The organism is Phyllobacterium calauticae (assembly GCF_019991125.1).
GTDB lineage: Bacteria > Pseudomonadota > Alphaproteobacteria > Rhizobiales > Rhizobiaceae > Phyllobacterium > Phyllobacterium calauticae.
In genome coordinates, this window is sequence record NZ_JAGENB010000010.1 from 93,909 (window position 1) to 118,925 (window position 25,017).

27 protein-coding genes, 2 tRNA genes and 1 pseudogene are annotated in these 25,017 nt (G+C 59.1%); 13 read left to right on the top strand and 17 right to left on the bottom strand.

Annotated elements, in window-relative coordinates:
- The first annotated feature begins 103 nt into the window (after positions 1–103).
- Entirely contained in the window at positions 104–1,120 is a 1,017-nt protein-coding gene (locus J1W56_RS23735; RefSeq protein ID WP_223615778.1) for a polysaccharide deacetylase family protein, read from the top strand.
- Between the two features lies 1 nt (position 1,121).
- Here J1W56_RS23735 and J1W56_RS23740 read toward each other — a convergent pair whose 3' ends face one another.
- Positions 1,122–1,337 (bottom strand): DUF2842 domain-containing protein, encoded by a 216-nt coding sequence (locus J1W56_RS23740; RefSeq protein WP_105735541.1) that lies wholly within the window; start codon positions 1,335–1,337, stop codon positions 1,122–1,124.
- Between the two features lie 190 nt (positions 1,338–1,527).
- Here J1W56_RS23740 and J1W56_RS23745 point away from each other — a divergent pair, with 190 nt between their 5' ends.
- Positions 1,528–2,625: a COX15/CtaA family protein gene (locus tag J1W56_RS23745; protein WP_223615748.1), complete on the top strand. Its 1,098-nt coding sequence runs from the start codon at positions 1,528–1,530 to the stop codon at positions 2,623–2,625.
- Positions 2,626–2,721: 96 nt separating this feature from the next.
- On the top strand, positions 2,722–3,936 hold the full coding sequence (gene arsK / locus J1W56_RS23750) for an arsenite efflux MFS transporter ArsK (RefSeq protein WP_223615749.1): 1,215 nt from the start codon (positions 2,722–2,724) through the stop codon (positions 3,934–3,936).
- On the opposite strand, the gene J1W56_RS23755 is transcribed toward arsK, so the two are convergent.
- From J1W56_RS23755 to J1W56_RS23780, 6 genes are all read right to left on the bottom strand, one after another.
- Complete coding sequence (locus tag J1W56_RS23755; protein ID WP_223615750.1) at positions 3,925–4,779, bottom strand: aminoglycoside phosphotransferase family protein; 855 nt, start codon at positions 4,777–4,779, stop codon at positions 3,925–3,927. The two genes, arsK and J1W56_RS23755, sit on opposite strands and share 12 nt — an antisense overlap.
- Positions 4,772–5,707, bottom strand: coding sequence for an N-acetyl-gamma-glutamyl-phosphate reductase (gene argC, locus J1W56_RS23760; RefSeq protein ID WP_223615751.1), 936 nt, complete (start codon positions 5,705–5,707; stop codon positions 4,772–4,774). Before argC ends, J1W56_RS23755 begins: the two co-directional genes overlap by 8 nt.
- An 80-nt stretch (positions 5,708–5,787) precedes the next feature.
- Positions 5,788–6,744, bottom strand: a complete 957-nt coding sequence (speB, locus tag J1W56_RS23765; RefSeq protein ID WP_223615752.1) for an agmatinase — start codon at positions 6,742–6,744, stop codon at positions 5,788–5,790.
- A 125-nt stretch (positions 6,745–6,869) separates the two neighbouring features.
- Positions 6,870–7,346 (bottom strand): 30S ribosomal protein S9, encoded by a 477-nt coding sequence (gene rpsI, locus J1W56_RS23770; RefSeq protein WP_182547165.1) that lies wholly within the window; start codon positions 7,344–7,346, stop codon positions 6,870–6,872.
- A 2-nt stretch (positions 7,347–7,348) separates the two neighbouring features.
- Entirely contained in the window at positions 7,349–7,813 is a 465-nt protein-coding gene (gene rplM / locus J1W56_RS23775; protein ID WP_182547164.1) for a 50S ribosomal protein L13, read from the bottom strand.
- Positions 7,814–8,094: 281 nt separating this feature from the next.
- On the bottom strand, positions 8,095–8,511 hold the full coding sequence (locus J1W56_RS23780) for a PaaI family thioesterase (protein ID WP_223615753.1): 417 nt from the start codon (positions 8,509–8,511) through the stop codon (positions 8,095–8,097).
- Between the two features lie 89 nt (positions 8,512–8,600).
- Between J1W56_RS23780 and J1W56_RS23785 the strand changes: the two genes are divergently transcribed.
- The 5 genes from J1W56_RS23785 (at position 8,601) to J1W56_RS23805 (ending at position 12,232) form a co-directional block, all read left to right on the top strand.
- Positions 8,601–9,149: a hypothetical protein gene (locus J1W56_RS23785; protein WP_223615754.1), complete on the top strand. Its 549-nt coding sequence runs from the start codon at positions 8,601–8,603 to the stop codon at positions 9,147–9,149.
- 33 nt (positions 9,150–9,182) lie between these two features.
- Positions 9,183–9,998, top strand: coding sequence for an enoyl-CoA hydratase (locus J1W56_RS23790; RefSeq protein ID WP_223615755.1), 816 nt, complete (start codon positions 9,183–9,185; stop codon positions 9,996–9,998).
- Positions 9,999–10,002: 4 nt separating this feature from the next.
- Positions 10,003–10,527, top strand: coding sequence for a CoA-binding protein (locus J1W56_RS23795; protein ID WP_223615756.1), 525 nt, complete (start codon positions 10,003–10,005; stop codon positions 10,525–10,527).
- 63 nt (positions 10,528–10,590) lie between these two features.
- Complete coding sequence (locus J1W56_RS23800) at positions 10,591–11,877, top strand: O-acetylhomoserine aminocarboxypropyltransferase (RefSeq protein WP_223615757.1); 1,287 nt, start codon at positions 10,591–10,593, stop codon at positions 11,875–11,877.
- Positions 11,878–11,881: 4 nt separating this feature from the next.
- The gene (locus tag J1W56_RS23805; protein ID WP_223615758.1) at positions 11,882–12,232 is read left to right on the top strand and encodes a cupin domain-containing protein; all 351 of its coding nucleotides are present in this window, start codon (positions 11,882–11,884) and stop codon (positions 12,230–12,232) included.
- Between the two features lie 168 nt (positions 12,233–12,400).
- On the opposite strand, the gene J1W56_RS23810 is transcribed toward J1W56_RS23805, so the two are convergent.
- Together J1W56_RS23810 and J1W56_RS23815 are read right to left on the bottom strand one after the other, a co-directional pair.
- Positions 12,401–13,651, bottom strand: coding sequence for a cytochrome P450 (locus J1W56_RS23810; RefSeq protein WP_223615759.1), 1,251 nt, complete (start codon positions 13,649–13,651; stop codon positions 12,401–12,403).
- A gap of 2 nt (positions 13,652–13,653) precedes the next feature.
- Positions 13,654–13,806, bottom strand: coding sequence for a hypothetical protein (locus J1W56_RS23815; RefSeq protein ID WP_223615760.1), 153 nt, complete (start codon positions 13,804–13,806; stop codon positions 13,654–13,656).
- A 40-nt stretch (positions 13,807–13,846) separates the two neighbouring features.
- Between J1W56_RS23815 and J1W56_RS23820 the strand changes: the two genes are divergently transcribed.
- The 4 genes from J1W56_RS23820 (at position 13,847) to lon (ending at position 20,139) form a co-directional block, all read left to right on the top strand.
- Positions 13,847–14,950 carry an NAD(P)/FAD-dependent oxidoreductase gene (locus J1W56_RS23820; RefSeq protein WP_223615761.1) on the top strand — a complete coding sequence of 368 codons (1,104 nt, stop codon included), beginning with the start codon at positions 13,847–13,849 and terminating at the stop codon, positions 14,948–14,950.
- A 146-nt stretch (positions 14,951–15,096) separates the two neighbouring features.
- The gene (locus J1W56_RS23825; protein ID WP_091883799.1) at positions 15,097–15,726 is read left to right on the top strand and encodes an ATP-dependent Clp protease proteolytic subunit; all 630 of its coding nucleotides are present in this window, start codon (positions 15,097–15,099) and stop codon (positions 15,724–15,726) included.
- A gap of 231 nt (positions 15,727–15,957) precedes the next feature.
- Entirely contained in the window at positions 15,958–17,232 is a 1,275-nt protein-coding gene (gene clpX, locus J1W56_RS23830) for an ATP-dependent Clp protease ATP-binding subunit ClpX (RefSeq protein ID WP_223615762.1), read from the top strand.
- A 480-nt stretch (positions 17,233–17,712) separates the two neighbouring features.
- Complete coding sequence (gene lon / locus J1W56_RS23835) at positions 17,713–20,139, top strand: endopeptidase La (RefSeq protein WP_223615763.1); 2,427 nt, start codon at positions 17,713–17,715, stop codon at positions 20,137–20,139.
- 72 nt (positions 20,140–20,211) lie between these two features.
- Here the strand turns inward: lon and J1W56_RS23840 are convergent, their stop codons facing one another.
- On the bottom strand, positions 20,212–20,814 hold the full coding sequence (locus J1W56_RS23840) for a HupE/UreJ family protein (protein ID WP_223615764.1): 603 nt from the start codon (positions 20,812–20,814) through the stop codon (positions 20,212–20,214).
- Between the two features lie 215 nt (positions 20,815–21,029).
- A tRNA-Val gene (locus tag J1W56_RS23845) sits at positions 21,030–21,105 on the bottom strand.
- Positions 21,106–21,295: 190 nt separating this feature from the next.
- On the opposite strand from J1W56_RS23845, the gene J1W56_RS23850 reads away from it, so the two are divergent.
- Positions 21,296–21,372, top strand: a tRNA-Asp gene (locus J1W56_RS23850).
- Positions 21,373–21,438: 66 nt separating this feature from the next.
- Here J1W56_RS23850 and J1W56_RS23855 read toward each other — a convergent pair.
- From J1W56_RS23855 to J1W56_RS23880, 6 genes and pseudogenes are all read right to left on the bottom strand, one after another.
- On the bottom strand, positions 21,439–22,629 hold the full coding sequence (locus J1W56_RS23855) for a hypothetical protein (RefSeq protein ID WP_223615765.1): 1,191 nt from the start codon (positions 22,627–22,629) through the stop codon (positions 21,439–21,441).
- Positions 22,622–22,894 (bottom strand): hypothetical protein, encoded by a 273-nt coding sequence (locus J1W56_RS23860; protein WP_223615766.1) that lies wholly within the window; start codon positions 22,892–22,894, stop codon positions 22,622–22,624. The genes J1W56_RS23855 and J1W56_RS23860 overlap by 8 nt, the downstream gene beginning before the upstream one ends.
- The gene (locus J1W56_RS23865) at positions 22,891–23,289 is read right to left on the bottom strand and encodes a hypothetical protein (protein WP_223615767.1); all 399 of its coding nucleotides are present in this window, start codon (positions 23,287–23,289) and stop codon (positions 22,891–22,893) included. The genes J1W56_RS23860 and J1W56_RS23865 overlap by 4 nt, the downstream gene beginning before the upstream one ends.
- Positions 23,289–23,729 (bottom strand): hypothetical protein, encoded by a 441-nt coding sequence (locus J1W56_RS23870; protein ID WP_223615768.1) that lies wholly within the window; start codon positions 23,727–23,729, stop codon positions 23,289–23,291. The genes J1W56_RS23865 and J1W56_RS23870 overlap by 1 nt, the downstream gene beginning before the upstream one ends.
- A 184-nt stretch (positions 23,730–23,913) precedes the next feature.
- Positions 23,914–24,258, bottom strand: a complete 345-nt coding sequence (locus J1W56_RS23875; RefSeq protein ID WP_223615769.1) for a hypothetical protein — start codon at positions 24,256–24,258, stop codon at positions 23,914–23,916.
- A pseudogene (locus tag J1W56_RS23880) lies at positions 24,255–25,017 on the bottom strand (hypothetical protein); the annotation flags it as partial. The gene J1W56_RS23875 and the pseudogene J1W56_RS23880, both read right to left, overlap by 4 nt.

Sequence of the window (25,017 nt, forward strand, 5' to 3'; positions counted from 1 at the left end):
TTAATCTGCATGAAATGACGGTCACGATCCCGTTTCAACATGCCTATTAGCGCGAATTGGTGAAGGAATGGTCCACGCGGCCGACTTGATACGAAAGGCCGTGATGCGACTGGCGTGGCACACCGGTTTTGCGTCGACGGCGCGCGAGCATTTTGGCGGGCTGGGCTCGATCATCATGCTGCATCGCGTCCGTCCGGACTGCGTCAGCCCGCTTGGCGTGACGCGCTCCCTGTCCATCGCGCCAGCGTTCCTTGAACAGATCATCGTTTCGCTCAAATCCGAGGGAACCGAGTTCATTTCCATGGACGAGGTGGTCGAACGGGTGAAGAGCGGCAAACGTTCCGACCGGCGTTTCGTCGCGGTGACGCTTGACGATGGCTATGACGATAATTTCCACCACGCCTATCCCGTCTTCCAGAAACATTCGGTGCCGTTCGTCGTGTATGTCGCACCGGGTTTCATCGAAGGGGCGGCGGTGCTGTGGTGGGAAGTGGTCGAAAGTCTTGTCGCCAAGGCGGATTTCATCCGAATCCCCGACGGGCCGGAATGGCGATGCGGGACGCTTTCCCAGAAAAGATCGGCTTTTCATGCCATTATGCGGTATTTCTCATATACGCTGACCGAACTGGAACAGATGCCTGTCCTGCGCGAGATGTGCGCGGCGGAGGATATGGTGTGCAGCGTCGCGCCGGACCGCGATGTCATGAGCTGGAACGAAATCCGCCAGATGGACCGCGATCCGCTGTGCACCATCGGCGGCCACACGGTGCACCACTACAATCTGAAAAAGCTGACGGCGGGCATGGTCGCGCAGGAAATGCATCTGTCGGCAGGCATGATCGAGGACCAGCTCGGGCGGCGGCCGCAGCATTTTGCCTATCCCTACGGCTCAGCCAAGGCGGCCGGTAAGCGGGAGGCGGAAATTGCCGCGGCAGAGGGTTTCCTGTCTGGTGTTACGACCCGGCATGGAACCATCCATACCGAGCACAGCAACAATCTGCATGCCTTGCCGCGCATCTCCATCAATGGCCGCTTCCAGAAGCTGGTTTACGCCCAGACGATGATGAGCGGGGTGACGACGCCGATTGCCAATGCGGGGCGGCGCGTCATTCAGGCCTGAGTTAGGCTTTCTTCTTTGGTGCTTTTTCCATCCAGCTGATGATGAACATGGCGGGAATGACCCAAAGCAGGCCGGTGCCAAGAAAATAGATCAGGTGGATCCACGGGCTGGCATTGGCAAGCAGCGCCACGGCGAAGATCGTGGCGACGATAGCGTAGACGCAAACCAGGGTAACCAGCAGGATGGTTCCGATGAGTTTCTTGAGCCTTACGGGCATGAATCCATTCCAGTTCTGGTCTTTTTCATCTGCAACACGTGCGCAAGGGTCTCATCTAACCGGTTAAGCCGCAGCCGAAAAGCAAAAAAGCCCCCCTTGCGGTAAAAACGCGACGGCTTGTCGCGTAAACCCGGCTTGTCATCCCGGCGCATATGCTGCACCTATCCGGCCAGTTACAGGAGTGTTTTGAATGGCCGCCCACACCCTATCCGAAGGCGCTGTGTCCTCCGCCGGAGATCGCGAAGCGCGCAACCGCAGACTGATCCGCGTGTGGCTCTATCTCGTGCTGCTTGTGCTCGCCACGATCGTTCTGGTCGGCGGTGCGACGCGCATGACCGGTTCGGGCCTTTCAATCACCGAATGGAAGCCGATCCACGGCATCATTCCTCCCTTGAACCACGCGCAATGGCTGGAAGAGTTCGAGAAATACAAGCTCATTCCGCAGTACGAACAGCTCAACAAGGGCATGAGCCTTGGCGAATTCCAGCGCATTTTCTGGTGGGAGTGGTCGCACCGGTTCCTGGCGCGGGGCGTCGGCTTCCTCGTCGCCATTCCGCTTGCCTTCTTCTGGCTGACCGGCCGGCTTGAACGGCTGCTGAAGCCGCGCATGATCGGCATCCTGGCGCTTGGCGGCCTGCAGGGCGCCGTGGGCTGGTGGATGGTTGCATCGGGTCTCAGCGGCCGCGTCGACGTCAGCCAGTACAGGCTGGCGACCCATTTGACGCTCGCCTGCATCATCTTTGCCGCCGTAATGTACGTGGCACGCGGTCTTGCCGTCTATTCGGAACGGCCGGCCGGCAGCGGCATCCAACGTCTGGCAGGTTGGTTCGTGGTGTTTGTCTTCATCCAGATTTACCTCGGCGCCCTGGTTGCCGGGCTGGATGCCGGTCTTTCCTACAATACCTGGCCGCTGATGGATGGGGCCGTCATTCCCGGCGACATGTTCCCGATCCAGCCCATCTGGCACAATTTCTTCGAGAATCCCAAGACCGTGCAGTTCGTTCACCGCTGCTTCGCCTATTTCGTGCTGCTTGCGGCGCTGTGGCAGGCGGTCTCGACGGTGCGGCGCCTGCCGGGTACCACCCATGCGCGGCGTGCGATATTCCTGGTGGTCCTTGTCCTCACGCAGGCAGCCATCGGCATCACCACGCTGCTGATGCAGGTGCCGATGAGCCTGGGCCTTTTGCATCAGGGATTTGCCATCGTCATCCTGGGTTTCGCCGTTGCCCATTGGCGCGCAACCAAGGGCGCATACCCCTTGCCAACGGAAATTTCTGCCCGGCGATAGGGTGAACTGTATTTGCACCGAGACTCGGTGTAGTGATTCGAGAGCTTCGCTGGCTACGGACAGCGGGGCATTCCCGCCGTATCGAAAGCAACCATCATGATTCTCAGCGCAAGACGCTCACTGGCCGCCGTTACAGGTCTGGGTGTCACGCAGATCGTCAGCTACGGCACGCTCTATTACAGTTTCAGCATTCTCGAACCGGCCATGGCGCAGGAGTTCGGCCAGTCCCGCCAATGGCTGTTTGCGGCCTTCTCCGGCACGCTTCTGATCGGCGGCATCATCTCGCCATGGTCCGGCCGCTGGGCCGACCGCTTCGGAGCGGGGCGGGTGATGACATTCGGCTCGCTCGCCGCAGCGCTGTCACTCATCCTCTGCGTCCTGTCGCCAAGCTGGATCTGGTTCGCTCCGGCACTCGTGACAACGGGGATGGCCACACCGTTCATCCTCTACAACACCGCCTTCGCGGTGCTTGTGCAGATCGATCCGCAGACGGCGCCGCGCCGGATCACCTATCTGACGCTGATAGCTGGGTTTTCCTCGACCTTGTTCTGGCCGCTGGCAACACATCTGCTGACAGTGTTTACGTGGCGGGAGATTTACCTGTTCTATGCGGGATTGCAGGTCTTCATCTGTTTTCCCATCCATTTCTGGTTGTCGCAGATGACGCGGCGCTCGCCAAAACTGCATGAGGAACGCGCGGATGAACCCGCCAGGGGCGTCGGCGGGCAGTTGCCCGTCGAGAACAGGCGTTCGGCGCTGCTGCTGATCATGGCGGGGTTCTCGCTGGCAAGCTTTTCGCTGTCTGCCATGCTCGTGCATCTGGTGCCTGTTCTGGCTGCCGTGGGTGTCGGCACGTCTGCCGTTCTGGTCGGCGCCATCTTCGGGCCGTCGCAGTTCGCCGCACGTCTGGTAAACATGGTTTTTGGCACCAAGCTGTCGGCGATGTCGATCGCCGTGCTGTCGACGGCCCTCATCCCCCTGTCGTTCCTGATGCTGATCGCGCCGCTGCCGGTGCCGCTGGTGGCGGGCGCCGTGGTCTTCGCCATGCTCTTCGGCATGGGATCGGGGCTCAACAGCATCGTTCAGGGCACCCTGCCGCTGGCGCTGTTCGGGCATCAGGGCTATGGCGAGATTCTGGGTAAAATCACCTCGGCGCGCCTGATCGTATCATCGTCCGCGCCGTTCATTTTCGCCTTCATCATGGAAAAGCTCGGGCCGACGCTGGCGCTGTCCGTTGCCGCCATGGTTGGCATTCTCGGCGTCCTGACATTCCTGACGGTCGCCCGCCTGGTCCGGCGCTCAACCCAGTGAGGCCATCACCCGTTGCACTGCCCGTGCGACGCCGAGGCTCCGCTCCGCTTCCTCGAAATTCGCGTCTTCCGTGTGCCACGAAGCCGACAGCGCCGCATGCGACATGGCATAGCCGAGGATGGTGCCGATATCGCGGTTGAAGGCGCGGGAGAAGGTGAGGGCCATGGTGGCAACACGCTGGTCGCTGGTGCGCAAATCCTGCCGTTCCAACGGGTTGTAGAACATGTTGGCAGCATCATACATCGGATCGCCGAGAAGCCCCTGCGGATCGATGACAAGCCAGCCGCGATCACCCAAAAGGATGTTCTCGTGGTGGACATCGCCATGCAGCGGCTGAACGTCGACCGGGTTGCTGAGCAGCGTGTCGGCAATTCCCGCCGCTGCAACAAAAATGCTGGCATCGCCGTTGTTCCGGTCGATTTCCGCCTTCTTGAACAGGCTGGCATATTGTTCGCGCAATGGCCGCAGGTCCGGTGCGAAGGATTTGCCCTGGCCATTATTGCCCAGCAGTTTCAGCAGGACATCGACAGCAATCGCAGTGGCCGCGTCGTCGCCATGCGCGTTCAGATGGTCCAGCAGAGTGCGGCTGCCGGCATGTTCGAGCAGCAGCAGATTGCCATTTTCGGCCAGCACGCGGATGGAGCCGTTGCCGTCATGCCAGTCGAGATAGTGCACGCCGCGCAACTCTTCCCGCATGCCGGTTTCGTTGAGTGCCTTCACCACGGCGGGTGTGCCGTCCGCCAGCCGCACCATGATGATGCGGCTGGTATGGGTTTCAACGAACAGTTCCGGAGAAGATATCTGCCATTCGGCCGGGAACGTCTCGTGGATGCTGTCAGCCATGGTTCAGCATGAGGTCGAGGTTCTGCACGGCCGCGCCGGAAGCGCCCTTGCCGAGATTGTCGAGCAGCGCCACGAGGTTCACCTGTCCCTGACCTTCCGTGCCGAGCACGAACAGCTTCATGATGTCGGTATCGCGCAGTTCCTCCGCATCGATTCTTGCAAGCGATGCACTTTCAGCCAGCGGCACCACCTGCACGATATCCTGACCTTCATAATGGGCTGTCAGGGCAGCATGGATGGATTCCAGCGAGGCATTGCCGTTGAGGTCGCCGGTGAACACGGGAACCTGCACGATCATCCCCTGGGCAAAGCGGCCGACGCTGGGACTGAAGATCGGACGCCGGTCGAGATGGCCGTGCGTCTGCAGTTCCGGCACGTGCTTGTGCTTGAGCGGCAAGCCGTAGAGGAAATTGTTGGCGCTGATATGGTCCGGATTAGCGGGATCTTCCATCTGCGCGATCATCTGCTTGCCGCCGCCGGTATAGCCGGAAACCGCATTGACGGTGATCGGGTAATCGCCGGGAAGAATGCCGGCATCGCGTAGCGGCCGGACCAGCGAAATCGCGCCGGTCGGATAGCAGCCGGGATTAGCCACCAGCCGTGCATCGGCGATCTTCTGCCGCTGCGCCCGGTCGAGCTCGGCAAAGCCATAGGCCCAATCAGGATGAATCCGGTGCGCCGTCGATGTATCGATGATCCGCGTGGAATTATGGCCTTCAAGGATGGCGACGGCTTCCTTCGACGCGTCGTCCGGCAGGCAGAGGATTGCCACGTCGGCGCTCTTCAGGAAGTCGGCGCGCATGTCCTTGTTGCGCCGCTCCGCTTCCGGAATGGAGAGGACGTCGAGATCGTGGCGGCCGGCAAGCCGTGTCCGGATCTGCAGTCCTGTGGTGCCGTGTTCGCCGTCGATAAAGATTTTCGGTTTCATGTGAGATGCCTTTGGCGCTTGATATTCAGAGAGTTAGCGAGAAAACCGGATTCATTATGTAAGAACCCTGAATCAGAATGTCAGCTTCGTCGCTTGGCTTTTTTCTCCGCAAGAATACCAAGATAGTACATCGCTATTGTGGCACCGGCGATGGCTGTCACATCCGCATGGTCATAGGCGGGTGCGACCTCCACCACGTCGGCGCCGACAATGTTGAGTTCGGTCAGATGGCGCAGCACCGAAAGGATTTTCGCCGACGACGGGCCGCCGGCAACGGGCGTGCCGGTTCCCGGGGCAAAAGCCGGGTCGAGGCAATCGATGTCGAAGGTGAGATAGACGGGTTTGCCCGCGGTGCGCTTGATGATCGCCTTGGCAATCTCCGCAGCCGACATTTCCTCGACTTCATAACCGTAGACGATCTGCAGGCCGCAATCATCCGGCGCGTGGGTGCGAATACCGACCTGAATCGAATGCGCGGGGTCGATGACGCCGTCGCGCGCTGCCCGGCCGACAAAGGAGCCATGATCGATGCGCTTGCCGTCATCGTACCAGGTGTCCTGATGCGCATCGAACTGCACCAGTGCCACCGGGCCATGCTTGGCCGCATGCGCTTTCAGGATGGGCCATGTGACGAAGTGATCGCCGCCCATGGAGAGCAGGAACGCGCCCGATTTGACGATCTTGGCCGCTTCGCGCTCGATTGTCGCTGGAGTCTTCTGGTGATTGCCGTAGTCGAGCAGGCAATCGCCGTAGTCGATCACCGCGAGGTCTTCGAACAGATCGCGCTGGAAGGGGTACTGCGGGTCATTGTCGAAAATAGCCGATGCCCGCCGGATCGCCTGCGGGCCGAACCGCGCACCCGGCCGGTTGGAAACCGCGGCGTCGAAGGGAATGCCCCAGACCACCACTTCCGCACCGTTCAGATTCTTCGTATAGCGCCGGCGCATGAAGGACAGTGCGCCTGCATGTGTGGGATCGGTCGCAGCGCTGGTCGGGGTCCGTGCGGTGAAGGCGTGATCGATGGTCTTCGATGGCATTGGATTTCTAACTCCGGGATAATGCATCTTCAGCTTGGCGGCGAAGCTACCGCAAACGCATTTATTGGCAACAAAAAAGCGGACCCGAGGGCCCGCTTTTTGTTCTGTCCAATTGAAACGCTGGATTAGCGCTTCGAGAACTGGAAGGAACGACGGGCCTTCGCCTTGCCGTACTTCTTACGTTCAACAACGCGGCTGTCGCGTGTGAGGAAACCACCCTTCTTCAGAACACCGCGCAGGGCAGGTTCGAAGTAGGTGAGGGCCTTGGAAATGCCGTGACGAACGGCACCGGCCTGACCGGACAGACCACCACCGGCAACGGTCGCGATGATGTCGTACTGGCCGGCGCGGTTGGCGGCAACGATTGGCTGCTGCAGGATCATCTGCAGAACCGGACGGGCGAAATACTTGCCGTATTCCTTTTCGTTGACGATGATCTTGCCGGAACCTGGCTTGATCCAGACGCGGGCAACCGCATCCTTGCGCTTGCCTGTTGCATAGGCGCGGCCATTGGCGTCGAGCTTCTGGACATGAACCGGTGCAGCTGCCTGCGTCGATGCGGCGGCAGTACCGAGATCTGCGAGCGAATTGAGCTCAGCCATTCTTATGCGCTCCTTTTGTTCTTGGAATTCAGCGCGCCAACGTCGAGGACTTCTGGGGCCTGAGCTTCATGTGGGTGATTGGAACCTGCGTAAACGCGGAGGTTCTTCATCTGGCGACGGCCGAGCGGACCACGGGGAACCATGCGCTCGATGGCCTTTTCAACGACGCGTTCCGGGAAACGGCCTTCGAGCAGCTGACGGGCGGTGCGTTCCTTGATGCCACCTGGGTGGCCGGTGTGCCAGTAGTAAACCTTGTCGGTAAACTTCTTACCGGTGAGTGCAACCTTTTCCGCATTGATGATGATGACATTGTCGCCATCGTCAACGTGAGGGGTGAAGGTTGCTTTGTGCTTGCCGCGCAGGATGTTGGCGACGATGGAAGCGAGACGGCCGACGACGAGACCTTCGGCGTCAATCAGGATCCACTTTTTCGTCACATCTGCTGGCTTCTGAGAGAAGGTAGCCATTGTGTTCGTCCTTGAGATCATCCTTCACATAGGAAGGCTTTTCTTGTTGCTTGCGTTGCGTCAATGGTAGTCATTCACGCAACAGTTAAATGCGGCAGGAAGAACCTACCGCAGTCGAGGGGTTCAATACCGGCCCAACAGGATCGCGTCAAGCAGATGTTTTTGGCGGTTTTGACAAATATTCTTTATAAAACAATAGCTTACGAAAAAGGTATTATATTACCACATGTTTCTTGCCCGGATTTGCAGCGTTTTGCGGGATTTTAAGCCCGCTTGCAGCCCTAGCTGCGCGGCGGAATCGAATAAGTCGCGGTGGCATGGGCCACCAGTTCGTTGTCGTCGCCATTGGTGAGCGCGATATCCATCACCGCGAGCCGTTTGCCCAGCTTGAGCACCTTTGCCGTGGCATCGATGGGCCCGAGTTGCGGCTTGCGCAGAAAGTTGATGTTGAGATTGGTCGTCACCGCCAGCGCGACCGGGCCGATCTGCGCGAGGATCGCCACATAGGCGGCAATATCGGCAAGGGCAAACAGGGTGGGTCCCGATACCGTGCCGCCGGGGCGCAGGTGCCGGTCCGCCGGATCAAGCCGCATCGTGGCATAACCCGGGCCGGCACCGGTGACGGTGTAGGCAACCCCGTCGGCGTTCACCTGTGGAAACTCCCGCTCGAGAAAGGCCGTTAACGCTGTTACATCCATTGCCGTTTCCAAAGGGCACTCCATCTGTTCTCTGGCGATGATCGCTGGTATTCCTAATCATCCGTGTCTTCTTTGCAAGGAAGCCAGTTATGACTTTGCTTCGATCCCTATCCGGCTCGCTGATTATCATGGTCGGGCTCGCTGTTACGGCTCCAGTGCCGTCCTTTGCACAGACCGCGCCGCAGATCGAACCTTTCAGCCTGCCGGTTCGACCGGTGGCGCTGACCCAGGATATCATCAAGCGCTTTCTCTACAGCTTTGCCCCCGTTGGCGCGCAGATGAAGGAAGAAGCGGCGGGCAGCGCCGTTCTTTCACCGGAAGCAACGGCGCGGCTGGACAAAAAGGCGGCGGAATACGGCTTCAAGGATTTCAATGACTGGGGCGAAACCACAAGAACGATCATGGTGACCTATCATTGGGTGACCAATCCGGAACCGCGCGAGGAGGTGGAAAAGGCCATCGCCTCCATTCCGTCCATGCCCAACCTGACCGATAAGCAGAAGGCGGAAATGATCGACGGCCTGAGGAGCGGATTGGCAACGGTCGAGAAAGCACGCCCGTCGGCGGAGAATCTCGCTATTGTCAAAAAGCACGTGAGTTCGATCAAACCACTCTATAAACAATGGACCAGCCTTTGACCGGGTTGCAAGCGCTGGGGAATGAGGAGCGATATGGGAGAAGTTCACATTATCCGCAAGGATGAACCAATCGTCGGATATGAGCTTGCCTCGGGCGTTCTGCGCCTGACATTGCAGAATCCGCCCGCCAATGCCCTCTCGCTCGCCATGATGCGCCTGCTGCTCGATCATTTGCATGCGGCGCGGGATGACAAGGCGGTGCGCGTGATCATCATCGATTCGGCGCAGAAGCTGTTTTCGGCGGGCCATGACCTGAAAGAACTGACCGCGCACCGGCAGGATGCTGATCGGGGCCGGGCCTTTTTCGAGACGACGATGCTGCTCTGCGCTGAACTGATGCAGGCCATCGTGCACCACCCAAGGCCGGTGATTGCCGCCGTCGGCGGTCTTGCAACGGCTGCCGGTTGTCAGCTTGTCGCGTCCTGCGACCTGGCGATCTGCTCGGACAAGGCGACATTCTGCACGCCGGGCGTCAATATCGGCCTGTTCTGCTCGACGCCGATGGTGGCCCTGTCGCGCAATGTCTCGCGCAAGCAGGCCATGGAAATGCTCCTCACCGGCGAGACCATCGATGCCTCGACCGCACGGGAGTTCGGTCTGGTCAACCGGGTCGTGCCGCAGGAGTACCTGAATCCGATTGTCAGGAAATACGCGCAAGCCATTGCGGAGAAATCGACTTTAACCGTCAAAACAGGCAAGGAAGCCTTCTACCGGCAGGCCGAAATGGGACTTTCCGAGGCCTATGCCTATACGGCGCAAGTGATGGTGGAAAACATGCTGGCGCGCGATGCGGAGGAAGGCATCAACGCTTTCATCGAAAAGCGCAAGCCGGAATGGACGGGCGAATAAGCGCATGGATCACGATCATTACCCGGACGACTATATCAGCGGCATTCTTTCATCCGTCAAAACCATTGCCATGGTGGGTGCATCAGCCAATGAGGTGCGGCCAAGCTTCTTTGTCATGAAGTACCTGATCGACAAGGGCTACCGGGTCATACCGGTCAATCCGGGACAGGCGGGCAAGGACATTCTCGGCCAGAAGGTTTTTGCGCGCCTCGCCGATATCCCTGAAGCGATCGACATGGTCGACGTGTTCCGCGCCTCCGAGGCCGTGCCGGCAATTGTCGATGAGGTCTTGACGCTGACGCCGCTGCCGAAGGTTATCTGGACGCAGTTGACGGTTCGCCACGACGAAGCGGCACGCAAGGCCGAAGCGGCGGGTATCCAGGTGGTGATGAATCGCTGCCCGAAGATCGAATATGCGCGGCTGTGCGGCGAGATCGGCTGGAGCGGCGTCAATTCGCGCATCCTGTCGGCGAAAAAACCGCAGATGCGGCAGGGCTTCCAGAGTTTTGGCCTCAGATCGCCAAAATAGGTTGGCGGCAAAGCCGCGATCCCATAGCGTGTAGCAAAATCAGGAATGACAGGGAGATGAACCATGGCGCACCGCGCACCCGGAATTGAAACTCTTGCCGTGCATGCGGGCGCCCAGCCCGATCCGGCAACCGGCGCGCGTGCCACGCCGATCTACCAGACGACGGCCTTTGTTTTCGACGATGCCGACCACGCCGCATCGCTGTTCGGCCTGAAGGCCTTCGGCAATATCTATACCCGCATCACCAACCCGACCAATGCGGTGCTTGAAGAGCGCGTGGCGGCACTGGAAGGCGGCACCGCGGCGCTGGCGGTTGCGTCGGGCCACGCGGCACAGTTCCTGGTGTTTCACACACTCATGCAGCCCGGCGACAATTTCATTGCCTCCAGAAAGCTCTATGGCGGTTCGATCAATCAGTTCGGCCAGTCGTTCAAGTCCTTCGATTGGCATGTGCGCTGGGCCGAACCCGACGATCTCGCCTCGTTCGAATCGCAGATTGACGACCGGACGCGCGCGATCTTCATCGAAAGTTTTGCCAATCCCGGCGGCATCGTCACCGATATCGAGGCCATCGCCGCCATCGCCCACAAGCATGGCCTGCCGCTGATTGTCGACAACACGCTGGCGTCGCCCTATCTCATCCGTCCCATCGAACATGGTGCCGATATCATCGTGCATTCCATGACCAAATTCCTCGGCGGCCATGGCAATTCCATGGGCGGGGTGATTGTCGATTGCGGCACGTTCGACTGGTCGAAGTCGGGCAACTATCCGCTGCTGTCCGAGCCGCGCAGCGAGTATAACGGCATCGTGCTGCACGAAACCTTCGGCAATTTTGCCTTTGCCATTGCCTGCCGCGTCCTCGGCCTGCGCGATCTCGGGCCGGCGCTGTCGCCGTTCAACGCGTTCCAGATACTGACGGGGATCGAGACCTTGCCGCTGCGCATGCAGCGCCATGCGGACAATGCGTTGAAGGTGGCGCAGTGGCTTTCCAGCCACGCAAAGGTTGCCTGGGTCAGCTATGCCGGGCTGCCGGACGACCCCTATCATGCCCTGCAGCAGAAATATGCGCCGCGCGGTGCCGGTGCGGTTTTCACCTTCGGGCTGAAGGGCGGTTACGAAGCCGGGGTCAAGCTGGTCGAGCACCTGCAGCTGTTTTCGCATCTGGCCAATATCGGCGATACCAAGTCCCTGATCATCCATCCCGCATCGACCACGCATCGGCAATTGAGCGATGCGCAGAAGATCGCCGCAGGTGCGGGGCCGGATGTGGTGCGACTGTCCATCGGTATCGAGACCGTCGAGGATCTGATTTCCGATCTCGACCAGGCTTTGACGAAGGCGGGATAGACCCATGGCACCGTCGCATTTCGTCACCATCGATTTCGGCAGCATCGATCCCGAACACGGCGCTCCGGCGGCAGATCGGGTGATCGCGGGCGATCCGCAGTTCCGCACCTGGAACTGCGACGAGGCCGATGGCGGCCTCTACGCCGGGATCTGGGAAGCAACGCCGGGCAAATGGCGCATCGTCTATGACGAGTGGGAGTTCTGCCACATTCTCTCGGGCCGCTCGATCGTCACGGAAGAGGGCGGCAAGGAACGGCATTTGCAGGCCGGAGACAGTTTTGTGCTGCGCCCCGGCTTTCGCGGCACCTGGGAAGTCATCGAAACAACGCGCAAGGAATATGTGATCAGGTTGTGAGTTTTTGCATTGCCACTGTGCGTGGTTCGACAAGCTCACCATGAGGGAAATGAGTGGGTTGCAGGGCGTTTATTCTGCAAAGTTGCTGGTTAGCTTTGCAATCAGACCAATTCCCTCATGGTGAGCTTGTCGAACCACGCATGATGGTTGTGCAAGCGTTCTTCACAATCACCACTCCACCTCCAACCGCTCCAATCCATGGAAATGATAGGTATCCTTGAAGCGCGGGGCTTCCTTGAAATGCAGCCCGGGAAGCCGGTCGAACAGCACTTTGAGCGAGACCTGCAGTTCCAGCCGCGCCAGCGGTGCGCCGATGCAGAAATGGATACCCGCGCCGAAGGAGAGGTTTTTCTGGTCTGACCGTCCCGGCAGGAAAGCTCCGGCATCGGCAAAGGCGTTGGGATCGCGGTTGCCCGCGCCAAGCATCAGGCCGATCTGGTCGCCGGGCTTCACCGCAATGCCGTCGCCAAGGTCGATTTCTTCATAGGCATAGCGCGTGAACATGTGCAGCGGCGCGTCGAAGCGCAGGCATTCCTCGATGGTCCGCGCCGTCGAATCCGCATCGCAAAACAGGTCGGCGGCGCTGCGGCCGCTTTCCACGATGGTTTTGACCGCATTGCCGGTCTGGTGCACCGTGGCTTCGTGCCCGGCATTGAGCAGCAGGATCGCCGTGGTGATCAGCTCGTCCTCGGATAGTTTCGCGCCATCCGCCTCGGCCGCCAGCAGCAGGCTGAGAAGATCGTCGGCCGGTTCGCTGCGCCGCCGTCCGGCATAGTCCCTGAGGAAGCTGGAGAACTCGGCAGCGGCGGCGTTGGCGCTGTCTTCCGACCGGCGGTTGCGGCCATGCATGTACATCGCCACCATGCGGTGTGACCAGTCGAGAAGCCGCGGCGCCGCTTCCGTCGGCACCCCGAGCATTTCGGCAATCACGGTGACGGGAATGGGCGTGGCGAAATCGGCGATGAGATCGGCTTTGCCCTTTGCTTCGAAGCGGTCGATCAGCGTGTGCGCCAGCGTCTCGATGCGCGGGCGGAGCCTTTCCACCTGCCGGGAGACGAAGGCCCGGTTCACCAGCGTGCGCAGCCGGGTATGGGTGGGCGGTTCCAGTTCCAGCATCGAGAATTTTTCGACGTGGTCGAAATCCTTCAGATGCGTGCGATCACCGGTGTTGCCCTGGGAATCGGCGATGCCATGGCGGTTTTCCCGGCCGAAGCGGCGGTCGCGCAATAGTTTGTTGACGCCGTCATAGCCGATGAAACACCAGAAGCCGTATTCCTCCCAGAAGAACGCCGATGTCTGCGCGTGCAGCGCGGCATAGGTGCCGTAGGGATTCTGCACGAAGACCTGGTCGTGCGGATCGAGCCGCAGATGGCGGGTGGCAGGCGTGAACTGGAATGAGGCGGGCGTGGCAGGGGTCATGATCAGATATACCGTGGGTCAGACGAAGGAAGGACAGGGAACAGGCGGGTCACCACTTTGCAGGAAGGAAAGCCGCAGGTCGCGGCAAACACAGGATGAAAGCTTTCCACGTCGAAAATGTTTGAGCAATCGATGCGAATGGTTTCATATTGCATGCGAATCTCCCTCCTTCAGCAGTCATAGCAGGACCCCATCATGAAAATCACCATCGTCGGAGCAGGAATTGCCGGACTGTCCAGCGCCTGGTCGCTGACCAAGGCCGGTCATGCGGTGACGTTGATCGAGCAGGGGCCGATTCCCAATCCGCTGGCAGCCTCGGGCGATCATCACCGCATCATCCGCCGCGCCTATGGAGCCGCGGGCGGTTACGCGGATGCGATTTCGGAGGCCTATGCGGCCTGGGACGAGCTGTGGCAGGACATCGGCACGAGCCATCTCGATCCGCGCGGCTTCATCTGCATATCGCGCGACGCGGGCGATGACGCCGAGGAATACCGCAAGGGGCTTGAGCAGGGCGGTTATCCCCTTGAGCTTTATGAGCCCGCCGAGGCCATAAAGCGCTATGGCTATCTGGAAGCGGGCACGTTCCGCTATGCGTTCTTCTCGCCGGAGGGCGGCGCGCTGCATTGCCGCAGGATCGCCGGGGATATGGCGCGCTGGCTGCGCGCGCACGGCGCCGCGCTGCTGGAAAACACCGGAGTGACTGCCGTCGACAGCGCCGCAGGGACGGTGACCTTGGCCGATGGTACGGTCATTGCTGCTGACAGGGTGGTCGTCACGGCGGGTGCCTGGGTGACAAAACTGTTCCCCGATCTCGTCTCCTCGCTCACCACCTACCGGACGGCCGTGGTCTATCTCGAACCGCCGGCGGATTTGCACGCGGCCTGGGAGCATTCTCCCGTCGTGCTCGATGTGGGCGGGCGTACCGACGGTTATATCATTCCGGCCAGCGGCGGCGGCGGCCTGAAATTCGGCTCGGGCCTGCACAAGCGCAAATCGGCGGATGCCGACGCCGCCCGCATTGCGGAACCGGGCGAGGGCGAAGCGATCCGCGATCTCTTCGCCCCGCCGCTGCAGCGGATCGGCGAATACAGGGTGAGCAGTGTTGTCACCTGCGCCTATACATTCACCGCCGATGAACGGTTTTTCGCAGTGGAACGGGACAAATGCCTCGTCGTCTCGGCCTGTTCCGGACATGGGTACAAATTCGGCGCGGCGGTCGGGCGGCGGGTAGCGCAAACGCTGGGAACCGGCGATGTGCCGCTGCTGCAACGCTGGTTGCGGGCGGAAGCCGCGTAAAAAGCGGTTCTGCGCTTGCGCTCCTTACCGGATGGCGGCAGAACATCTTGCGGAACAGGGTGGCAACACCCTATGTATCGAAAGTGTAATCCACGAATCTTGGGGGCGTTCAAACCCCTTGTTCTCCAAAACGCTGAGGCCCACCGATGAGAGATCCAATCGAAACAGCAATGAACCTCGTACCCATGGTCGTCGAGCAGACCAACCGGGGCGAGCGGGCCTATGATATTTTCTCGCGCCTGCTGAAAGAACGCATCATTTTCATTACCGGACCCATCGAGGACGGCATGGCGACGCTGATCTGCGCCCAGCTTCTGTTCCTTGAATCGGAAAATCCGAAGAAAGAGATCAACCTCTACATCAATTCACCCGGCGGCGTCGTCACGTCGGGCATGGCGATCTACGACACCATGCAGTTCATCCGTCCGGCTGTCTCGACCCTGTGCTTCGGTCAAGCCGCGTCGATGGGCTCGTTGCTGCTGACAGCCGGTGAAAAGGACATGCGCTTCGTGCTGCCCAACGCCCGCATCATGCTGCACCAGCCATCCGGCGGTTTCCAGGGCCAGGCATCGGACATCGAGCGCCATGCCCAGGACATCATCAAAATGAAGCGCCGCCTCAACGAGATCTACGTCAAGCACACGGGCCGCGACTACGAGACAATCGAGAAGACTCTCGACCGCGACCACTTCATGACGGCACAGGAATCACTCGAGTTCGGTCTTATCGACAAGGTGCTTGAATCCCGTGCGATCATCGAAGGGGATGCAAAGTAACCGGCTAAATGGCCGCACCGGGTCGAGAATGAACTTTTTTTGACCCGGATGCGGACTTTTTGCCACACATCCGGCTTGCATGCAGGCCAACAGACGCTACGTTAAGTGATTGGTGAGTAGAGGAAGCCTATTCTTCGAATTACTATTCGAATCATTCCCCGCAGGGCAGAGTCCCGAAGGGGGTGAACGGTTCCCGGCCAAACAGGGCGCCGATACTGAAAGGAAACTGCAATGAGCAAAGTCAGCAACGGCGGCGGTGATTCAAAGAATACGCTTTATTGCTCGTTTTGCGGGAAGAGCCAGCACGAAGTTCGCAAGTTGATTGCGGGCCCGACTGTTTTCATCTGCGATGAATGCGTCGAGTTGTGCATGGACATCATCCGCGAGGAAAACAAATCCTCGATGGTGAAATCCCGCGAAGGCGTTCCGACGCCGCAGGAAATCATGGCGGTGCTCGATGATTACGTCATCGGCCAGAACCATGCCAAGCGTGTTCTCTCTGTCGCGGTGCACAACCACTACAAGCGGTTGGCCCACGCATCGAAAAACAATGAAGTCGAACTGGCGAAGTCCAACATCCTTCTCGTTGGTCCAACCGGTTGCGGCAAAACCTATCTGGCGCAATCGCTCGCCCGCATCATCGACGTGCCGTTCACAATGGCAGACGCGACGACGCTGACGGAAGCCGGTTATGTCGGTGAGGATGTCGAGAACATCATTCTCAAGCTGCTCCAGTCGGCCGACTACAATGTCGAGCGGGCCCAGCGCGGCATCGTCTATATCGACGAAGTCGACAAGATCAGCCGCAAGTCCGACAACCCGTCGATCACCCGTGACGTGTCGGGTGAGGGCGTGCAGCAGGCGCTGCTGAAGATCATGGAAGGCACGGTCGCTTCCGTTCCGCCGCAGGGCGGGCGCAAGCATCCGCAGCAGGAATTCCTGCAGGTGGACACGACCAACATCCTGTTCATCTGCGGTGGTGCCTTTGCTGGTCTTGACAAGATCATCTCGGCCCGCGGCGAGAAGACATCCATCGGTTTCAGCGCAGCGGTCAAGAGCCCGGACGAGCGTCGTGTCGGCGCAATCTTCCGCGAGCTTGAGCCGGAAGACCTCTTGAAATTCGGTCTCATCCCCGAATTTGTCGGCCGTCTGCCTGTCATCGCCACGCTCGAGGATCTCGACGAAGCTGCCCTGGTGCAGATTCTGTCGGAACCGAAGAACGCCCTGGTCAAGCAGTACCAGCGCCTGTTCGACATGGAAAACGTCGAGTTGACGTTCCATGAAGACGCGCTGAAGGCAATCGCCCTCAAGGCCATTGCCCGCAAGACCGGTGCACGCGGGCTGCGTTCGATCATGGAAAAGATCCTGCTCGACACGATGTACGAACTGCCGACGCTCGATGGCGTTCAGGAAGTCGTGATCTCCGGCGATGTGGTCGAGGGCAATTCGCGCCCGCTCTACATCTATGCCGAGCGCAAGGAAGAAAAGGGCAATGTTTCGGCGTAAGGCGCCGAACCAGTGTCTGGAAAGCAGGGCTCCGCGTCAGCGGGGCCTTTTGCATTTTGACCCTGGTATTTGTTGCGGGTCTTAATTGCGCCACGAAACAATATTTACGGTTGATTAACCATGCGGGGCGCACAATTTTTGCAGAGCAGCGTCGGTAAGACAGTGTAGGCCGGGCAGTATCGCCCCCGTCGACAGATGATTTCCACGAAAATCATCCTCTTCAGCGGTGTGCTGCATCGCAAAAGATTGCGCTTGGAGTTTGGTAGGAGCAGGATAGATTACGATTCTGTGACCGAGCTTGAAACCGGGGCGCTTGAAACCGGAGCCCCGCCACTCCAAGTAAAGGTTAAGCTGCACAGCCGGTCGTATGCCGCTCTTCGCATGATCCCCAAAATGGATCCCGATTTTGGAAAAGATCATGCAACCAAAGGGTACCCGGATGTGGCGATCTAGGCCGATTGGCCTGAGAAAGGACATGAAATGACGGTTGCAAGCAAGAAGACACTGGCGGGTGGAGAAAGCGGGCTTTATGCCGTTTTGCCATTGCGCGATATCGTTGTCTTCCCACACATGATCGTTCCGCTCTTTGTCGGTCGCGAAAAATCCATTCGCGCACTCGAGGAAGTGATGGGCGTCGACAAGCAAATCCTGCTTGCCACACAGAAGAATGCTGCGGATGATGATCCGCAGGCGGATGCCATCTACAGCATCGGCACCATTGCCAATGTCCTGCAGTTGCTGAAACTGCCGGATGGTACGGTCAAGGTTCTGGTCGAAGGTATTGCCCGCGCTGAAATCACCAGTTTCAGCGACCGCGAGGATTACCACGAAGCCAATGCCACGACGCTGTCGGAACCCGCCGAAGACGCGGTTGAAATCGAAGCCCTGGCCCGCTCCGTCGTGTCGGACTTTGAAAACTACGTGAAGCTGAACAAGAAGATTTCGCCAGAGGTCGTTGGCGCTGCCGGACAGATCGAGGACTACTCGAAGCTGGCCGATACGGTCGCCTCGCATCTTGCGATCAAGATTCCCGAGAAGCAGGACATGCTGTCGATCCTGTCCGTGCGTGCACGGCTGGAAAAGGCCATGTCGTTCATGGAGTCGGAAATTTCCGTTCTTCAGGTGGAAAAGCGTATCCGTTCGCGCGTCAAGCGCCAGATGGAGAAGACCCAGCGCGAGTACTACCTCAATGAACAGATGAAGGCGATCCAGAAGGAACTCGGCGACGGCGAAGACGGCCGCGACGAGGCAGCCGAGCTGGAAGAGCGCATCAAGAAGACGAAGTTCTCCAAGGAAGCGCGCGAAAAGGCCAATCAGGAGCTGAAGAAGCTTCGCCAGATGAGCCCGATGTCCGCCGAAGCGACGGTTGTCCGCAACTATCTCGACTGGCTGCTCACCATTCCGTGGGGCAAGAAGTCGAAGGTGAAGAACGACCTGAACCTCGCTGACGAGATCCTGGATGCCGAACATTACGGCCTCGACAAGGTGAAAGACCGGATCGTGGAATATCTCGCCGTGCAGTCACGGTCGACCAAGATCAAAGGTCCGATCCTGTGCCTCGTTGGTCCTCCCGGCGTCGGCAAGACCTCGCTGGCCCGCTCGATCGCCAAGGCAACCGGCCGTGAATATGTCCGCATGTCGCTTGGCGGCGTGCGTGACGAGGCTGAAATCCGCGGTCACCGCCGCACCTATATCGGTTCGATGCCCGGCAAGGTCATCCAGTCGATGAAGAAGGCAAAGAAGTCCAATCCGCTCTTCCTGCTCGATGAAATCGACAAGATGGGCCAGGATTTCCGCGGTGATCCGTCTTCGGCTCTGCTCGAGGTGCTCGATCCGGAACAGAACTCAACCTTCATGGATCACTATCTCGAGGTCGAATATGACCTCTCGAACGTGATGTTCGTGACGACGGCCAATACGCTGAACATCCCGGGTCCTCTGATGGACCGTATGGAGATCATCCGTATTGCCGGTTACACGGAAGACGAGAAGGTCGAGATCGCCAAGCGGCACCTTCTGCCCAAGGCCATCCGCGACCATGCGTTGCAGCCGAAGGAGTTTTCCGTATCGGAAGGCGCGATCCGTGCCATCGTCCGCGATTACACGCGGGAAGCCGGCGTGCGCAGTCTCGAACGTGAACTGATGAAGCTTGCCCGCAAGGCAGTGACGGAAATTCTGAAGTCGAAGACCAAGAAGACGGTGAAGGTCACCGAGACCAACATCAACGACTATCTCGGCGTGCAGAAGTTCCGCTTCGGCCAGATCGACGGTGAAGATCAGGTTGGCGTTGTCACAGGTCTTGCCTGGACTGAGGTGGGCGGCGAACTGCTGACCATTGAAGGCGTCATGATGCCCGGCAAGGGCCGCATGACCGTCACGGGCAACCTGCGCGACGTGATGAAGGAATCGATTTCCGCAGCGGCATCCTATGTCCGCTCCAGAGCCATCGATTTCGGCGTCGAGCCGCCGCTGTTCGACCGCAGGGACATCCACGTGCACGTGCCGGAAGGCGCGACACCGAAGGACGGTCCGTCGGCCGGTATCGCGATGGTGACAGCCATTGTCTCGATCCTGACCGGTATTCCGGTGCGCAAGGATATCGCCATGACTGGCGAGATCACGCTGCGCGGACGGGTCCTGCCGATTGGCGGTCTGAAAGAGAAGCTGCTTGCTGCCCTGCGCGGTGGCATCAAGACGGTTCTGATCCCGGAAGAAAACGCCAAGGATCTGGCGGAAATTCCGGACAATGTGAAGAACGGCCTTGAGATCATCCCGGTATCGCGTGCCGGGGAAGTGATCAAGCATGCGCTCGTGCGTCAGCCGGAGCCGATCGAATGGACGGAGCCGGTCAACGTGCCTGCCGCCGCCGTGGTCGAGGATGATGCTTCGGCGCAGATCGCGCACTGAAGCCATCGGAAATAAACAAACAAAAAGCCGGGCAAGCAATTGCCCGGCTTTTTGATTCGGCATTCCAGGTGTTTAGAGCGCGCCTGTCAGGATGCCGACGCCCGCGAGCGCCGCCAGGCCGCCAATGATTCGCACCGCGCTGGGGCCGGCGCGCTGGCTGATTCCGCCGATGGCAAAGCCGATGCCGATACCGGCGACGTGGAGCAGGGCGGTGGCGGCCATGAAGCCGCCCGCATAGGCGAGGCCGCCGGCGCTTTCCGGCATTTCCGCGCCATGGGCGTAGCCATGGAAAATGGCGAAGAGGCCGACGAGGGCGGTTGCAATGGCCACCGGCGCCTGAATCTCGAAGGCCACCGCCGCTCCGAGCACAATCACCGAGAGTGCGATTGCGAATTCGACGAAGGGCAGGCTTACTCCGGCAGCGCCGAGCGCGCCGCCAGCGGCCATCATCCCGACAAACGCTGCCGGAACGAGCCACAGGGTGCGTCCGCCCAGCTGGAAGGCAAGGATGCCGACGAGAATCATCGCCAGGACGTGATCGAGGCCGGAGATGGGATGGGCGAAGCCATGGGTAAAGCCGCTGGTATCACCCACGCCGACATGCGCATGGGCAAGGGCAGGGTAAAGCGTGGCGAATGAAAGGAGTGCGATTCGTGCTGCACGGTTGTTTGGCATGTGATGTTCCCGTTTTCTGGTTTGCTCTTGGAAGGAGGAGAACATTGTTGCCGCAGAAAATCGCCGGCGCAAAGGATAAAATATTGCAGTTGCTCACTGCGGGCTGGAAAAATCCGCAACTGGCGAATCCCAACCACGCACGCATGTCGGCTGCGACGTGAACAGACCAGTTATCTCGGCTTGAAGAAAGGGAAGAAAATATTCCGCTTGGGGAATGGTGGGCGATGAGAGACTCGAACTCCCGACATCTTCGGTGTAAACGAAGCGCTCTACCAACTGAGCTAATCGCCCCCTCACAAAGGGTGTGTGGGGAGCGTTTAGGCGTTTCGTGCGATATTGGCAAGAGGGTATGAGACACTTTTATGATTTGTTTGAAGAGTTTTTCACAATCGCATTTTTCCTGTCGACTAGCGCTTGACACTCCCCCGCGAACCCCTTAAACGACCGCTCACACCAGATGAATTTCTGGTTTGCAAAGTGCGCGGGTGTAGCTCAGTTGGTTAGAGTGCCGGCCTGTCACGCCGGAGGTCGCGGGTTCGAGCCCCGTCACTCGCGCCACTTTTCCCCTAAGTTTATCAGATAGATAGTTGCTTAGAGGAAAAGTGGCGGACCCCGCAGTTTCAACTACCTTTTCCCGACTAGTTTCAACTTTCTGATCTCATTCCGTTCTTCGGCTATGTTTTTGCGCCCGATCTTGCGCGATTCATCGGCTGCGCGCACTGCTGCCAGATTCACCGGGATATACGTTTTTTGCAGCGTTTTATTCTGGTCGATGCTGTTACCCATTTTTGCTGCGATTGATTCTACGGTGCCACCGCCGGATACAGCTTCGACCGCTCCGGTCCGGCGCATATCTGAGAGTCGACGCTTTTCATCTTTGCCAAACACCAACAGGCGCACATCCGCAAAATCATCAATCAGGCTGCCTTTGGTGAAGGGGACTGGATTGTGTCGTCGTCCACCTTTCGGGCCGGGTGCTGCACCGCGCGTGCGGAAAATTGGTGCGTCGTCATGCAGATCATAATCGAGACCAGCAATGTAAGCTTGCACGAGGCGGCGCGTCCTTCGGGACATGATCCCGAAGGCTGTCATCGTGGTTTTGCCGCGGGCGGTCAAAAATCCCCAATCGTCCCCTGCGGATACAGCGTGAGCAGGGGTGAGTGTACGGCAATCGACTGGCGAAAAGCTCGTATCCCAAGCAATGGCAATGATGCAGGCCAAACCTTTATAGCCTGCTCTCCATGCACTTTTGACCAGGCGTGTTGCCTCGCCTTCCGACCAGATTTGAGTTCTGCCCGGCACACTCTGTTTCTGGATCGCGCGGGAAGGGTCCTGTTTGGGCGTACAGAGCTTCATCGCGGTCATGACGGTGTAGAGCGCCCGCCACGTCTTCATCGCGCGCCCAGCCTCGCCTACGCCCTTTTTCTTGATAAGGCTGGCATACCATATGTCCATATTCTCCATGGATATGGTTTCTGGGGCCACATCGCCAAAGATGGGTTCAATGTATTTCCACCCTCGTTCCCAATCTTCGCGGGTCCGGGGCGGCTTGCGTGCCCATTCATTTGTGCGACGGAACCGATAGAAGGCGTCTCCAACACTGTTTACGGGGTACACCTGCAGGATTGGCGGTTCCAAACCTTTGCGTGTGCGCTGATAGCGTTCTTCCCATTCACGGGCGATTGCCCAGGCATCCGGTCCATCATGGCCACAGGGAACAGTCTGAAAGCCAAGGGCGCGCATCTTGGGAGTGGGCATCCAGTATGCGTGTTTGCCCTTGCGGATCACGTAATGCTTGAGCTTGATGTTAGCCAAGTGCGGCAATCCTTTGCGCGACAACATCCTTCGCATCCAATGCTAAGGATTTTTGCCCCGCTTTGCCAAGCCCCGATCGCCGATCCAGCCACGCGTCGATCGCTGCAAGATCGTAAAATCCGGTGATCGGGAAGGCTTCCGGAAACCCAATTTGCTCAAGCGCGCGCCGTTTGTCCTCAAACTCCGCTAACGTCAGATGTAATCGCCGCGCGGCTTTCACGGGCGGTACCAGGCGGGGATCAATGCTGAAGCGAATATCACTCATGGCAGCCGCTCCTGATAGAGCTTGCGCGGTGGCAAGGGCTTGGAGAGGGTTGGGGAGGGCTTCGCGTACTTAGGAAAGCCCTTCGACTTGATCGCGCCTTTCGGACGCTTCATGCAGTGGTGCTTCTCCTCGCGGCGTTTAGCTTCTGAAATCACAGCCACATCGATTTTTGTCTTTGGCTTGTGGCAGCACTCGACACCAAGGAGTTGACCGTCGGCGGCCGTCAGCTTTCGGGTCTTGTCGACTTCAAGGCCATCCGGTTTGATATGGTCAACTGCGTAGGGCTTCTTGCCGAGAATCAGGCCGCATCCTTCGCAGAAAATGCCGTGCTTCGGATGCATCGCGCGCTTGACGATCTCGGCATACACGGTACGGGAGAATTCGCGGCGAGCCATTACGCCACCTCTTCGGCAACAAAAGCCGGATGTCGGTTTGACATGTGCCGCCGCAGGTTCTCAAAGGAACGATTGCAGCAAGGGCAGACGCCGGCTGCTGCACGGTTCTTCAGGCGCGTGATTTGGCCTTTGCGAGCCGCTACGGAGCGTTCGGCTGCTGTCCGGAGTTCCCTCTCACAGTCGATCTGGCCATCTTTCTGGGATAACCGTTGCTTGAGAAGGTCACGTTCCCGGCGAAGTTCGTCTTCGCGGCTTTCGCCTTCTCTGTAGTGCCACTCATGGCCATTTGGGCAGAACACAAGGTATCCAGAGGTATTCTTGGTACCCTTGCGTGCTTGTGCTGCCTCATAAATGTAGCGCGGGAAGGCGTGCTGAACGTTGCACCGAGGACAGGTGCTGAAGAAAAACTGTTCGCCATTGTAGAGGACCGACCCCACCATCAGTTCGCCCTCCGCGCGCGCTTTACGGCGCGTTCTATGATCTGGGCGAGCTCTATTTCCATCTGGGCAAGAACAGCGTCGTTCTGCGCAACCTCAAGCTTTAGTCGAAGATGAGTACGATCATAGATGGCGGCCAAGACTTTTGACCGGCGGACTTCATATGGTGCGTGTAGGGGAATGGAGGTCATGACGCGATTTTCCCCATTGCCCGATAATTGCTCTGACAGGTGCGCCAGGCCTCAATGATGGCTTCGCACTTGCCGCGCTGGTTCCGGTATTCTTCATCAGCCTCGACGGCGGCATAGAAGCGCTCACAAGCCAGCTTGAAATCTTCCGATAGCAGGGAGTGAGCATCGCGCTCGGCGACGCTTCCGGTGGCCTTGAGGAAGGCACGGGCCTTTGCAGCCCGCCATTCATCTTCCCTGCGTTCCCGCATTGCCTTGGCTGCGGCTGCCGGTTGCGCATGCACTTCCAGCATGTCGAATGCCATGTGAACTGTTTCGTCTCGGATCGTGAAGCGCGGGCTCATGCTGCCACCCGGTCATAGGCTTGCCGCATGATGTCGACGAGCTTGTCCCAGTCCGGCGGGAAGAAAGTCTCCTGCAGGTGGGCAAACTCGGAACGAAGTTCTTCCCAGTCGCCTTCATCCTGAACACATGCAAAGCGGGTTTCAGCATCGGAGATTACGTCTGCCGGGTTGTCAGTTGCCGTTTGAACAGCAGGCTTCGACGGCGACGGTGGCAACAGCTCCATTGACCGTTGTTCGATCTCAACGTCGGTTGCGTCGTCGAGATCTTTGTCATCACCGTTGCCTGGAATTGGATCAACGCCACGCAATGCAGACAGTGGTGAAGGCGGTGAGGGTGGTGTTGGTGGAGCTTTCTGCTCAGGCTCGTAAATTTCACCGGCAATCTCGCGAGCCTCGTATTCGTCGGTAATACCGCCAAGTACATCGGCAAAGAGTTCCCGAAGGCAGTATCCCGCTGCGCGCCATTTCTGCATACGCTGCGGATAGCGGAACCACGGGGCTTCATTGGGGACATCGGACCATTCCTTGGTGGTCCAGTCCTGCTTTTTGACAAAGGGACGTTCGTCCCAAAGGCCCGCGCGTTTGGCATCTTCGATGGAAAACTCTTCGCGTTTGGTTTCGCCGGTATCAGAGCGCTTGGCTTCGCACCAGCCGATGCCACGCACTTCATCATATCCGGTACGGATGTACGCTGCCTTTTTGGATCGGCGGGTAACGTTGATAATGCCGTCCCCGTAAAGCGCCGGCCGTCCACCAATC